The 13239-nt window shown below is 69.3% G+C and carries 12 protein-coding genes; 1 reads left to right on the top strand and 11 read right to left on the bottom strand.

Going from position 1 to position 13239, the window contains the following annotated elements; translation table 11 throughout:
* Positions 1-10 precede the first annotated feature (10 nt).
* From BJY18_RS04405 to BJY18_RS04395, 3 genes are all read right to left on the bottom strand, one after another.
* Positions 11-1009 (bottom strand): ABC transporter permease, encoded by a 999-nt coding sequence (locus BJY18_RS04405; RefSeq protein ID WP_184777871.1) that lies wholly within the window; start codon positions 1007-1009, stop codon positions 11-13.
* Complete coding sequence (locus BJY18_RS04400; protein ID WP_184777869.1) at positions 1006-1950, bottom strand: ABC transporter permease; 945 nt, start codon at positions 1948-1950, stop codon at positions 1006-1008. Before BJY18_RS04400 ends, BJY18_RS04405 begins: the two co-directional genes overlap by 4 nt.
* Positions 1951-2118: 168 nt before the next feature.
* Positions 2119-4365: an FUSC family protein gene (locus BJY18_RS04395; RefSeq protein WP_184777867.1), complete on the bottom strand. Its 2247-nt coding sequence runs from the start codon at positions 4363-4365 to the stop codon at positions 2119-2121.
* A gap of 84 nt (positions 4366-4449) precedes the next feature.
* Here BJY18_RS04395 and BJY18_RS04390 point away from each other — a divergent pair, with 84 nt between their 5' ends.
* Positions 4450-4944 (top strand): MarR family winged helix-turn-helix transcriptional regulator, encoded by a 495-nt coding sequence (locus BJY18_RS04390; protein WP_184777865.1) that lies wholly within the window; start codon positions 4450-4452, stop codon positions 4942-4944.
* Here BJY18_RS04390 and gnd read toward each other — a convergent pair.
* From gnd to BJY18_RS04350, 8 genes are all read right to left on the bottom strand, one after another.
* The gene (gnd, locus tag BJY18_RS04385; RefSeq protein ID WP_184777863.1) at positions 4941-6443 is read right to left on the bottom strand and encodes an NADP-dependent phosphogluconate dehydrogenase; all 1503 of its coding nucleotides are present in this window, start codon (positions 6441-6443) and stop codon (positions 4941-4943) included. The two genes, BJY18_RS04390 and gnd, sit on opposite strands and share 4 nt — an antisense overlap.
* A 52-nt stretch (positions 6444-6495) precedes the next feature.
* On the bottom strand, positions 6496-7218 hold the full coding sequence (locus BJY18_RS04380) for a hydroxypyruvate isomerase family protein (RefSeq protein ID WP_184777861.1): 723 nt from the start codon (positions 7216-7218) through the stop codon (positions 6496-6498).
* 67 nt (positions 7219-7285) lie between these two features.
* Positions 7286-8494, bottom strand: coding sequence for a M24 family metallopeptidase (locus BJY18_RS04375; RefSeq protein WP_184777859.1), 1209 nt, complete (start codon positions 8492-8494; stop codon positions 7286-7288).
* A gap of 49 nt (positions 8495-8543) precedes the next feature.
* Positions 8544-9182, bottom strand: coding sequence for a 3-oxo-tetronate 4-phosphate decarboxylase (otnC, locus tag BJY18_RS04370; protein WP_184777857.1), 639 nt, complete (start codon positions 9180-9182; stop codon positions 8544-8546).
* The gene (gene otnK, locus BJY18_RS04365; protein WP_184777855.1) at positions 9175-10449 is read right to left on the bottom strand and encodes a 3-oxo-tetronate kinase; all 1275 of its coding nucleotides are present in this window, start codon (positions 10447-10449) and stop codon (positions 9175-9177) included. The genes otnC and otnK overlap by 8 nt, the downstream gene beginning before the upstream one ends.
* Positions 10443-11135, bottom strand: coding sequence for an aspartate/glutamate racemase family protein (locus BJY18_RS04360; RefSeq protein WP_184777854.1), 693 nt, complete (start codon positions 11133-11135; stop codon positions 10443-10445). The genes otnK and BJY18_RS04360 overlap by 7 nt, the downstream gene beginning before the upstream one ends.
* On the bottom strand, positions 11132-11899 hold the full coding sequence (locus BJY18_RS04355) for a molybdate ABC transporter substrate-binding protein (RefSeq protein ID WP_184777852.1): 768 nt from the start codon (positions 11897-11899) through the stop codon (positions 11132-11134). The genes BJY18_RS04360 and BJY18_RS04355 overlap by 4 nt, the downstream gene beginning before the upstream one ends.
* Complete coding sequence (locus BJY18_RS04350) at positions 11844-13190, bottom strand: OFA family MFS transporter (RefSeq protein ID WP_184777850.1); 1347 nt, start codon at positions 13188-13190, stop codon at positions 11844-11846. Before BJY18_RS04350 ends, BJY18_RS04355 begins: the two co-directional genes overlap by 56 nt.
* Positions 13191-13239 lie beyond the last annotated feature (49 nt).

Genomic DNA, 13239 nt, shown 5'->3' with positions numbered 1-13239 from the left:
GTTCCCTTTCCTAGGTCAGCCGGGCACGGGGGTCGAGCACCCCGTAGAGCACGTCCACCACGAAGTTCGCGAGGACGACGAAGAACGCGGCGAACAGGCTCACGCCCATCAGCACCGGCAGGTCCACCTGGTGCACCGCGTCCACCAGCAGCCCGCCGAGCCCGGGCAGCGCGAACACCCGCTCGGTGATCACCGCCCCGCCCAGCAGCGCGCCGAGGTCCACCGCGAACACGGTGACCACCGGAAGCAGCACGTTGCGCAGTGCGTACTTGCCGATCACCCGCCGCTCGGGCAGCCCGAACGCGCGCGCGGTGCGGATGAAGTCCTCACCCATGATCTCCAGCATCTGGCCGCGGGAGAGCCGGGCGTACACGGCGGCGTTGATGAAGGCCAGCACCAGCCACGGCAGCACGAGGTGCCAGGCCCAGTCGACGGGGCTCTGCGCGAACTGCACGTACCCGTTGACCGGGACCATGTCCAGGGTGAAGCCGAACAGCAGGATGCCCAGCAGCCCGACCAGGTAGGCGGGAGCCGACACCCCGGCCAGCGTGATCGTCATCGCCGCCCGGTCGGTGAACCGGCCGCGGCGCAGGGCGGAGAACACCCCGGTCGCGACCCCGGCGATCAGCCAGATCACCGAGGCGCCGATCGCCAGCGACACGGTGACCGGCAGCCGGTCGCCGATCAGCGTCAGCACGGATTCGCTCTGCTGGAAGGAATAGCCGAAGCACGGCGCCGAGCACACGACCGCGGTCGCACCGGTGCCGAACGTGCGCCCGGAGAAGATCCCGCCGAGGAAATCCAGGTACTGCTGTCCCCACGGCTTGTCGAAACCCATGAACTGCCGTGCCAGCGCCAGGTTCTCCGGCGTGCACGGCTTGCCGCAGGACATCATCGCCGGGTCCGTGGGCAGCAGGTAGAACACGGCGAACGTGGCGAAGCTGACCACGAGCAGCACGGCGAGCATCCCGGCGAGCCGGACACCGACGAAGCGGACTGTGCGGTTCACCGGCGCACCGCCGTCCTCGGGTCGAGCGCGTCGCGCAGGCCGTCACCGAGCATGTTGAACGCGAGCGTCGCGATGAACAACGCGGCGCCGGGGAAGATCAGGAACATCGGATCGGTCTGCACCCAGTTGATCGCGTCGCTGATGGACCGGCCCCAGCTGGGCGTGGGCGGCGGGATGCCGACTCCCAGGAACGACAGGGCGGCCTCCAGCCCGATGTTGGCCGGGATGCTCACCGTGGCCAGCACGATGATCGGCGCCCAGAGGTTCGGCAGGAGCTCCCGGCGGAACACGTGCGTGCCGCCCGCGCCGAGTGCCCGCGCGGCACGCACGAAGTCGCGGCCGCGCAAGCTCAGTGTCTGCGCCCGGATCACCCGCGCCACCCGTGGCCAGCCGAACAGGCCGATCACCGCGATCAGCAGCAGCGGCCGCGGGATCGACGAGGGAGCCACCGCGCCGAGCGCGATCATGAAGATCAGCTGCGGAAAACCGAGGAGCACGTCGGTCACGCGACTCACCACGGTGTCCCACCAGCCGCCGACGTAGCCCGCGCTGGCACCGAGCAGCACGCCCAGCAGCACCGACACCACCGTCGCGGCGACCCCGATCAGGAACGACGTGCGCGCCCCGTACGCGACGACCGCGAACAGGTCACGGCCGGTGAGCGGTTCGACCCCGAACCAGTGACTGCCGCTGATCCCGCCGAGCGCACCGGCCCCCGTGCCGTCCGCCGGGTTCAGCAGATCCGTGTGGTAGGTGTAGGGATCCTGCCCCTCGAGCAGCGCCAGCAACGGCGCGGTGAGCGCGGTCAGGATCACCAGCACGATGACGACGGCGCTGGCCTGGGCCCAGCGGTCGTGCCGCAGCGCGCGCCACAGGTTCCGTGACGCGGCCGGAGCGGCCGCCGGAACCGGGGCGCCGCCCGGCGACAGGATGTCGGACAACGGTTCCCTTGGGGTTCAACAGGACGTGACTACCGAACTCTAAAGAACATGAAGGTGATTCACCATCATGGCCTAACCTCTCCCGGATGCTGGGACACTACCCGCCCTCGCCGGACCGCGCCGATCCGAGCCGGGTCCGTGAAGAGCCGCACGCCGCGCGGTCCGGGGTCACCGGTCCGGGGTCACCGGCAGCCCGGCGCGGACCTGCCGGTACAGCCGCGGGACGGTCGGCGCGGGCAGACTGGGCGCCCGCCGCAGCTCGGGCGGCCCGGTCGCGGTCAGATCACGCAGCACGTGGTAGACGTGGGTGAGCGCGCGCAGCACCGGGTCCGTCGCCCGGTCCCCCGCCGCGGCCGGGGTGTAGGCGAACAGCGCCACATCCGCCCGCGCCAACGGGTCCGCCGCCGCCGGACGGGCCGCGCCCGGTTCCCCCTCGGAAAGCTCCTCGACCGCGGTGGCGAGCGCCGTGCACGCGGCCACCGGCCCGTCCGGATGCCGGGCGCAGGTACCGGCGGGGCTGCGCATCGCCACCGCGAGCGCGCGGCCGTGGGTGGCGAGCGCGGCGTAGAGGGAGAGCCGGTGCCGCAGCCGCGGCGAGGTCGTGCCGCCGAGCACCGGGCGGGTGAGCGGCCGGGCGACCAGCGCGAGCTGGTACAGCCGGTGGTCCAGGGTGCGGGCCAACGCGTCGAAGTCGGACTCGCCCGGAGCCCGGCCCAGCCGCGTGGCTGCGGCCGAGAGCAGCTCACCGAGCGCGCCGAGCAGGTTGTCCCGGGCCTGGCGCACAGTGTCGCGAGTGGACAGTGGCGTGACGACCAGCGCCACCAGCAGTCCCACCGCGGCACCGGCCGCGGTCTCTTCCAGCCGTAGCACGAGCAGGCCCGCGGAGAACTCGTTCAGCGCACTGTAGAGCTGGCCGAGCATGATCGTGAGAAAGAAGATCATGCACGCGTACGAGATCCGGATCAGGTAGAAACCGAAGAACATGCAAGCGCAGATGGTGGCGAGCACTGCCGCCGTGCTGCCCGCCGTGAGCTCGGCCATGCCGATCGAGGCGAGCAGGCCCAGCAGCGTGCCCAGTACCCGGTTGAAGCCCTTGATGAACGTCTCGGTGCGGGTCGCGGTACCGGTGAACATGATGAACGCGGCGAGCACCGCCCAGTAGTAGCGCGTGTCGGACAGCTCCTTGCCGACCAGGATCGCCAGCGCTCCCGCGAGCGCCCCCTGCACCGCCTGACGAGTGGTGAAGTCCAGGCGGGACAACGGGTTCCACCGCGTGTGCCGGGCGGGTACGTCACCCGCAGCGGCCGCCGACCCCGGCAGGTTCCCGAACGCGAGGCCCACCGCCGGTTCGAAGTCGTCGACCGGTTCGGCGCCCGCGGGACCCGGCTTCGGCGCGCGGGCCAGCACCGGCACGAGGTCGAGCGCGGCGGTCGCGAAATGCCGCGCCGGCCACCAGCCGCCGGTGGTGCCGCCGGCCCGTTCGGCCAGCCCGGCGAACCGGTAGGCGACCTCGGCCGCACCCCGGTCGTCGCCGCGGGCCAGCCGGTCGGCCACCTCCGCGGCCAGCACGCTCAGCCCGGAACCACTGCTGAGCAGCGCGTACGCCGCGGTCGCCAGCTGGTCGAGAAGGTGGTGCGCCTCGACCATGGTGCGCCGCAGCCGTGCCGCGGAGAGACCTTCCGGCAGCGCGCCGGGCTGCGCGGACCAGGCCTCGACCATCAGCGCCGCCTCCGCGATGCGCGCCTGCCTCGCCTGCACCCGCTTGCGGAGGCGGGCCTCGTGACGAGGATCGCGGTTGGCCAGCAGGTCCGCGCAGGCCCGGGTCAGTGCCCGGCCCCGGGCGTCGAACGCGTGCACCACCTGTCCGAGGGTGCGGGTGGCGTTCGTGCGCAGCAGGGTCACCGACAGCAGCAGCACCCACGCCGTGGCCACCACGATCGCCAGCAGCATCGAGGGCAGCGTCGCCATCGTCGCGTGCAGGAAGGAGGCGAAGAAGTAGCCGATCCAGGCCATGAAGCCGTAGAAGAAGAACGCCGGGCCGAACCGCCGCACGAAGACGGCGAGGAACATCACCACCACGAACCCGGCGAGCATCAGCGACGGACGCGCGCTCACCGCGGCGCCGGGCACCATCCCGGCGCCGAACGCGACCGGGAAGAACACCGCGGTCTTCGCCTTCGCCCATGCCCCGCCCTGGACCAGGGCCATCGAGCCCATCATCGCCACGATGGCGCCGACCATCATCCCGGTCAGCACCCCGGTCGGGGCCGCCCCGGTCAGCCGGGCCAGCAGGTACTCCACCCCCAGCACGCTGCCCAGCGAAACCGTCACCGACACCGCCGACCGCAGCCGGCTCAGCCCTGGATCCGATGCGAGGACCCGGTCCCGGATCTCCCTACCCCTGGGCAGCACCACACCCGCCTTCCCACTCGATGGAGTGAACACCGGTACGATACCGATAATTGGCGGAGTCCTACAGGTATCCCGGAGGACCGGATCATGGAGCGGACCTTCCACGCAGGTGAACTGGCCGACCGGCTGTCCGGTACGGGTGATTCGCTGGACGTGCTCGAGCTGGCCACCGCGGTCCTCGTGCGCAATTTCGAGCTGCTGCGCCGGCGCGGCGGGGTCTACGCGGAGCTGGACCAGTCGGAGTACCTGATCCTGCGCATCCTGGACGGCCTGGGCCCGGCCGACATCGGCACGCTGGCCGGCTCGCTCCGGCTCGACCCGTCCACCGCGGGCCGCCAGGTCTCGGCGCTGCTGGGCAAGGGCCTGGTCGAGCGCGGCCCGGCCCCGGACGATCGCCGGCGCAGCATCATCACCCCGACCGAAACGGGCCGGGAACGGATGCACCAGACCCGGGCCCGCCGACGCGGTTCGATGGCCGACCTGATGGGCGACTGGACCGCCGAGGACCAGGAAGCCTTCGCCGACCTGCTGACCCGCTACAACCGCGCGGTAGCCGGCCGCTACCTCGCGGGGGCCCGCTAGCGCGTGGAAGGCTCCTGTTCAACCTCGCGGCGGGCGTCGTCGGACCAGAGGGTGTGGAAGGTGCCGTCCTTGTCGATGCGCTGGTAGGTGTGCGCGCCGAAGAAGTCGCGCTGTCCCTGGATGAGCGCGGCAGGCAGGCGGGTGGAGGCGAGGGCGTCGTAGTACGACAGCGCCGACGAGAAGCCCGGCGCGGGAATGCCCGACGCCGCCGCGATGCCGACGATGCGACGCCAGGCCGCTTCGCCCTCGGCGACGGCGTTCGCGAAGTACGGGTCGACCAACAACGACTCCAGTTCCGGGTTCTCCGCGTACGCCTCGGCGACGCGGTTGAGGAACTGGGCGCGGATGATGCAGCCGCCACGCCAGATCTTGGCCAAATTGCCGAGGTCGATGTCCCAGCCGTACTCCCTCGCTCCGGCGATGACGAGGTCGAATCCCTGCGCGTACGCGACGACCTTCGATGCGTACAGCGCCGCACGGACGTCGTCGGCGAACGTGTCCGGCACCTGCGCGATTTCCGGCCGGCTCTGCACCGACCGGTGCACGGCGGCGCGCTGGGTCGCGTTCGAAGACACCGCGCGGGCGAACACCGCCTCACCGATGCCGGAGACGGGGATGCCGAGCCCGACCGCGTTCTGCACGGTCCACACACCGGTGCCCTTGGAGCCGGCCTCGTCACGGATGACGTCGACGAGCGGCTTGCCCGTGCCGGCGTCGCGCTGCTTGAGCACCTCGCCGGTGATCTCGATCAGATACGACTCCAGGTCGCCCTCGTTCCACCGCTCGAAGATCTGCACCAGCTCGTCGACACCGTGCCCGCCCACGCGGCGAAGCAGGTCGTAGGACTCGGCGATGAGCTGCATGTCGGCGTACTCGATGCCGTTGTGCACCATCTTCACAAAGTGGCCGGCGCCGTCGGTGCCGACGTGCGTCACACAGGGTTCGCCCTCGGCCACGGCGGCGATCGACTTCAGGATGGGGCCCAGCGTCTCCCAGGCCTCGGCGGATCCGCCGGGCATGATCGACGGCCCGCGCAGAGCGCCCTCTTCACCACCCGAGATCCCGGCGCCGACGAAGTTCAGGCCCTGCTCGCGGAGGTCGCGCTCGCGCCGGATGGTGTCGTGGAAGTTCGCGTTGCCGCCGTCCACGATGATGTCGCCCGGCTCGAAGCGTTCGGCGAGCTGCTCGATCACCGCGTCGGTGCCGCGGCCGGCCTGCACCATGATGATCGCGGTGCGGGGCCGGGCCAAGGACGCGACGAAGTCGTCGACGGACTCCGACGCCAGGAAGCAGGCCTCGGGGTGTTCCCGGACCAGGGCACGGGTCCGGCCGGAAGAGCGGTTGTAGACCGCGACGGTGTTGCCCTCGCGGCCGGCGAGGTTGCGGGCCAGGTTCGACCCCATCACCGCCATGCCCACCACGCCGATGTTGGCCGTGCCGGCGGGGGTCTCCGGGTGGACAGTGCTCTCGGCGCGTCCGTTGCTCTCGGTATCGGTCATGGTCGATCCGTCCGGTCGGTGACAAGAGGGGCTTTGCTGGGCACGGACATGGTCAGGGGCGCAGCCATCCGAGCCCCGCTTCGGTCGACTCGATCGGACTGTATTCGCACCCCAGAAAGCCGTCGTAGTTCGCCTTTCGCAGAGCGAGCTTCACCTGGTCGAAATCCACCGTCCCCGACCCCGGCTCGTGGCGTCCGGGAACGTCCGCGATGTGCACGTGCGCCAGCAGCGCGGCGTGTTTGGCGATCTCCTGCTCCACGGCCAAGCCGGCGCTGACCGTGTGGAAGACGTCCAGCAAAAGGCCGATGTTCTCTTCGCCGGCCTCTCCGATGGCGCGGGCCGCTTGATCCGGGGCGTCGAAGAAGTACTCCGGCACCGCGGTTTCGCTCATCGCCTCGACGATGATCTTGATGCCCCGCGGTGCGGCCTCCCGGGCGGCGAAGGCAAGGTTCTCGACATAGCAGTCCCAGTGCTGCTGAGCCCGCTGCGCGCGCGGCAGGACACCGGCCATCGCATGCACCATCGATGCCCCGACGGCCTCCGCGTAGTCCAGCGCCTGAGTGACGCTCTCGCGGAACTCGGCACGCCGGTCCGGGAAGATGCCGAGCCCCTTCTCACCCTTCGACGCATCGCCCGAGTAGAGGCCCAGCTGCACATACCGAGCACCGGCCGACCGCAACCAGCCGGCCATTTCCGCGGCCGGCACGGAGTACGGCGCCGGATGCTCGATCGCCGTGAAGCCGCACCAGATCGCCGAGCCGATCCGCTCCGCCATCGGCCGGTCCGTGAAGAGGTAGCCGATGTGCGCACTGTAGGGGTAGGCGGGCACGTCACGCTCCACTTCAGCGGCCCGCGATGTTCCAGCCGTGGCCATGATCGCCGAAGCCCTCGCATCCGTCCGGCGTGATGGCGACCGTGTCCTCCAACTTGATGAACCCGCGTCCGGTGTGGTGCAGCTCCGTCTCGATCGAGATCACCATGCCGGCCTCCAGCGGCTGGTCGCGGTGCCGGGGCGTGTATCGGGGGAACGCATCCGGCATGAGCCAGGGAGCCTCGTGGCTGACGATGCCCATACCGTGCGCGGCGAAGAACATCTGGTCACTCGCCGAACACTCCCCCAGCGCGGCGTTCGCGTTCTCGAAGATCTCCGCGCCGACGGTGCCCGCCCGGAGGTTCTTGCGAGCGGACTGCTGCACGAGCTCGACCTGTCCGAGGAGATCGACGAGCTCCTGGTCCGGCTCGCCGGCGTAGCCCATGCGGCAGACGTCGCCGATGTAGCCCTGGTAGTTGCCGCCGGAATCGAGCGCCAGCGTCTCGCCTTCCTCCCAGGTCTTGTCATAGGGCGCACGGTTGAAGGCGGTTCCGATGTTCGTCAGCGCGTACTCGAACTTCATGCCGCGCGCCGTCTCCTCCTGCCGCAACGCGTCGAAGAGCGTCAGCTTGCTGGTGCCCGGACCGAATTTGGCGAAGACGGCGAGCATCGAATCGACGACCTTCTCGGAAGCCTCCTTGAGGATCGCCAGCTCCCGCGGCGACTTCAGCGCCCGCAGCACCTCGAGGGTGTACGTGGCGTCCGCCAGCTCGACTCCCGGAAGCTGCGCTTCCAAGACCCGGAACGCGTCGATCGGCATGAACCCGACCTCGATGCCGACGCGGCCCGCGTCGCCGCCGAGGCGCTTCAGGAGCTCGGCGGCCGCGCCGGCGTACCCGGTGCTCGTCTGTTTCGTGAGGTCGAGGTTGGTGACCCAGAAGCTGCCGAGCTGCTTCTCGTATCGCTCCATCGGGGCGCCGACGTACCCGGAGTCCAGCGGACGGCCCTTCACATAGACGAAGAACGGCAGGTAGCGGCTGAGCCCGTGGGCGTCCATGTAGTCGTAGAAGAAGAACCGGTAGCCGCCAAGGAGGTACTGGATGCTGTGCTTGGACGTCACGAGGAGCGCGTCGAGGCCCGCTTCCTCCATGAGACGATCCAGGCGTTCCGTGTCGAACGGGGGGTGGCCGTACTTGGACGTGTCTTCGACGGGGTTGCCCTCGGAGAACGCGAAGCTCATGCTGATGATCCTTTCCAGGTGGTAGTGGTCGTGGAGAACGGGATCCCGATCAAGCCGGGAACGCCCGGGTGAGGCCGGCGATCTGCTCGGCGCCGAGCGGCGAGGTCGGCCGGCCGCCGAGGATGAAGGAGATCTTGGCCGTCTCCTCGAGTTCCTCGGAGGCGGAGACGGCGTCGCTCAGGCTCGCACCCGAGACGATCGACCCGTGGTTGGCCAGCAACATCGACCGGTGCTCGCGGGAGACCCTCCGGACCTCCTCCGCGAGCCCGCGATCGCCCGGCGGGAAATACCGCACCAGCGGGAGTTTTCCGACCCGCATGACGTAATAGGCCGTCAAGGGCGGGAGGACGTCGTCCGTTTGTTCATGGCGCAGGCACGAGACCGCGACCGAATAGGCGGAGTGCAGGTGGACGACGGCGCGGGCACCGGGCCGCTCGTCGAAAACGGCGAGGTGGAAGAAGTACTCCTTCGATGGTTTGTCCCCGCTGATCAGCTCTCCGGTACGCGATACCTTCGAGATGCGATCCGGGTCGAGATTTCCGAGGCTCGAGTTGGTCGGCGTCACCAGGATGCTGCCGTCCCCCAGCCGCGCCGACAGGTTCCCGGCGGTCCCGTGCGCGAGCTGACGCGTGGCGAGCAGCCGGCCCATCCGCACGAGTTCCCGGCGAAGTCCCGCTTCCTCACTCATGTACCGCTCCTTCCCCGGCCAGGGCCTCGAGGGCCCGGGTGAAAAAGTCCGCGCCGCCGAAGTTCCCCGACTTGAGCGCGAGGGCCACCCCTCGCTTTTCGCTGACCAGCACGGGAACACCGGGGCTGATCTCCGGACCGATCGTCAGGCCGCCGAGGTCCAGCCCCTGTGCCACGGCTCCGGACGTCTCGCCTCCGGCAACCACGACCCGGCTGACGCCACCATCGACGAGGCGTCCGGCGGTCTCGGCGAACAGGCCTTCCAGACGATCGGAGACCGCCTCGCGGCCGTATCGTGTCTGCGCTGCCAGGACGTCCTCGGGCGCGGCTGACGAATAGACCAGCGGGGCTTCGCCGTGGTTCGCCTCGATGAACGCCACGAGATCGTCCGGCGAGGTGCGACCATCCAGCAGGTCCTCGACCGCGACTGCCATCGTCGGGTGCTTGCGGGCGTGCGCATCCACCTGGCTCCTGGTCCTGCCCGAGCAGCTACCGGCAAGGATCGCCTCGGTACCCGCTACGCCCTCGAAGCGAGTGCGGCCACCTCCGGCGAGTCCCCTGGCGATCAAGTTCCCGCCGAGCCCGAGCGCGATCCCCGATCCGCCGGTCAGAAGCGGCGCGTCCGCGCATGCCTGGCCGATCCTGAGGAGATCCTCGTCGGTCACCGCGTCGACGATCACCAGCGTCTCTCCGCGCTCCGCGCAGGCGCGCAGCGCCGCGCCGATCGCCTCGGCGCCTTCGCCCACAACCGGAGCGGGGACGTGACCGACCTCCGAATCGGTCTGCAGGCGGAGCCAGCGGCGGAGGTCGGCGTCGGTCATCGGCGTCAACGGATGATGCTGCATCCCCGATTCGGTGAGCAGCCTGTCGCCGACGAAGAGATGCCCCTGGTACAGGGTGCGTCGCATCGCCGGGAACGAGGGGCAGGCGACGACGCCCTTGACGCCGAGCGCGTCCGCCAGTGCTTCGGCGACAGGGCCGATGTTGCCCGCCGGCGTCGAATCGAAGGTCGAGCAGTACTTGAAAACGATCTGCCGGCAACCTTGCGCCTTCAGCCAATGCAACGCCGCAAGCGACGAAGCGACCGCGTCCGCTACCGGGATCGACCGGGATTTCAAGGAAATCACGCCGGCCTCGACCTCCGCACCGGCAGCGTCTTCGGGCACTCCGAGGTATTGCGTGGTCACCAGGCCGTCCTGCCCGTTGGCGAGGGTGTTGGCGATATCGCTCGCCCCGGTGAAGTCGTCCGCGATCACGCCGATCAGCACGGGTCACCTCCCAGGAGGCTTTTCATGCGCAGCACCGCGGCCTCCGGTGCGGCGAAGACCGGCACCTGCACCTCCGCCCGTACCTGTTCGGCCGCGCGGGAGGTCGAGAAGTGCGCGAGCATGATGGCGTCGTGGCCGGCGAACTGCGGCGCCATCTCGGCGACAAGGCGGTTGTGGGAGTCCGCATCGCCCTGCCGCAGCACCTCGATGGCGTCCGGCACGACGATCGTCTCGAGCGTGGTCGGCGCACCGGCCTCCGCGGCGAACCGGCGGAACTCCTCCTCCATCGTCGCCACCGCCGGTGCGAACGTCGCGAGCATGCCGATCCGGCCGCCGGCGGCGATTGCCGAACGGAACATCGCGTCGTTCGGACGCAGGATCGGCAGCGGAAGTTCTTCTTGCATCCGGTCGATGGCCGGACCGAACGCCGAGCAGGTGATGAGGATGCCGTCCGCGCCACTGCGCCGCGCGTAGCGGCCGAAGTCGACGAACCGCCGGATGAGCTCTTCCGAGAGATCCGGGCCGTCTTTGGCGCGGTCGATCGTCAGGCCGTCGTCGAGCAGGTTGACGGCTTCCGCTTCCGGCCAGAGCGACGCCATCGCCGCATTCACCGGGTCCATCGCGACCGGCGTTGCGTGCAGCAGCACGATCCGACGAGCGGCCTTGGCCCTGTCCGTGGATGTCATCGGGCAGCGCTCGCAATCCGCGACAGCAGACCGGAACGCGAGTAGACGCCACCCGCCTTCTCGTCGCTCAGATGGTCCACGAACGCTTCGGCGATGCCCGGCACCACGCTGTCGGCGAAGACCGCCGCGGAGAAGTCCGTGTGTTTTTGGTACGGGCCGGGGAACGGTCCGACGACGTCGATCCCGTCGATCGACATGAGCTCGCTGACCTGCTGCACGGCGAGATCGGCTTCGCCCGCGATCACCCGGTCGGCGGTGAAGCCGGCCTGGATGACAGTCGCCTTCGAGCCCACGGTCTCGGTGATGTCCAGACGCTTCATCACTTCCTGGAAGTGGATGCCACTCGCGCCCGTCAGCGAGTAGACAACTGAGCGCGCCGACACCAGTGCCGCTCGGAAACGTTCCGGTGTCGAGATGTCGGGGCGGGCAGCGCCACGTCGCACGCCGAGGCCGAAGCTGGCGCGAGCGACCGGCCGTACCGACCCGGCACGGAGGACGCCCTGCTCAACGAGTTCCGCGATCGGCTGGTCGATGGCGATCAGGACGTCCCCGCGGGCACCGGCCCGGACCCGATCGATCAGCACGCCCGTCGGGCTCCACTCCATGTCCACGTCTCGCCCGCTCCCGCGCCAGGCCGGGAGCAACGCGCTTTTCAACGCGAGCTCGACCGCGAGCGTGCTCATGACCTTCACCGGTCGTTCCATTCGGTCACCGACCCTCCGAATCGTTGAGGAGTGCGTGTGTGGCAACGGGCCGGCCGTCATCCGCCGGCTCCTGTGCCCCCGTTTCCCGGCCACGCCGTCGCACCGGGAAGAACTTGAGGGGAATGATGAGGAGCCCGGCGACGATCGCGAGGATGCCCGCGATACTCATGCTGAAGGAGAACCCGTGGTTGCTGATCAGGACTGCGGTGAGAATCCCGCCGTACACACCGCCGGTGCCCTTCGCGATCGCGTAGAGCAGGCCGTAGTTCGCGCCGGCGGCCGCGTTGCCGTAGTACTTGCCGATCGTGATGGGGAACAGCGAGAACAGCGACGCCCAGAAGAAGATGCTGAGGATCGCGGTGACGATGAACAGCAACTCGCCCCCGACGGTCCCGGCGACCACCGACCCGAGCAGCAGCAAGCCGGACAGCACGAAGCTGCCGATCATCGTGTTCTCGAGTCCCACGCGCTCCGAGACCCAGCCGAGCCCGAGCTTCCCCAAGCCGTTGGCGATGGAAATCCCGGCCGCGGCCGCCGTGCCGGCTGCGGCGGCGAAACCGAAGCTCGAGGAGTACACGACAATCCGGCTCATCCCGGCCAGCCCCGCGCCGGAGATCAGCATGAAGGAGACGATCAACGCCCACAGCTGCCAGGTGCGCAGCGCCTGGAAGAGGGTGAACTCGCGGTCGTTCGGGCGCCCGGCTGCCTTCTTCGGCTTCCACCTCGGCGGAGCCCAGCCTTTCGGCGGGTCCTTGAGGAAGACCGCCGCGACGAGCGGGACGACGAGAAGGACGGCCGTCATGACGTAGATGACGGTGAAGAACTCCGATTCCGGTGCGGACTCCGGGATGGCGCGGGTCCAGAAGATGAACGGGATCGATCCCCAGGAGAACGCACCCGCGATGATGCCGGTCATCAGACCCCGACGGTCCGGGAACCATTTGTTGCCGGTCGTCACCGCGTCGTTGTAGATGAAGCCCGTGAAGAAGCTCCCGATACACCACAGGACGAGCACGAGGTCGTAGTTCGGCCCGAGCGTCACGGAGAAGATCCCCAGTGCGGAAAGCACCCCGGCGAGGGCAGTCGTCCACCGTGGACCGAACCGATCCCGCAGCAGGCCGCCCGGCAGCATGCCGATCGCCTGGAAAACCACGAACAGCGAAAACATCGTGGAGGTCTGGCTGTCGGACCACCCGTAGACGGCACCGATCTTCCCGGAGATCGAACTCCAGGCGTACTCGAACGGGCTGATCACCAGCATCGCGAAGAACGCCGCGGTGACGACGCGGTACCGGCTGTAGCCGAGGATGTCTTTGTCTGTCTTACCGGAATGCCTTGTTGTCTCGGACATCGTTGTCCTCTCTGCGGTCAACCGGATGCCGGCGCCGGCCGACAACAGT

This window comes from Amycolatopsis jiangsuensis, from assembly GCF_014204865.1.
GTDB classification, from domain to species: Bacteria; Actinomycetota; Actinomycetes; order Mycobacteriales; family Pseudonocardiaceae; genus Amycolatopsis; species Amycolatopsis jiangsuensis.
This window is presented reverse-complemented; position numbering and strand designations above follow the sequence as displayed.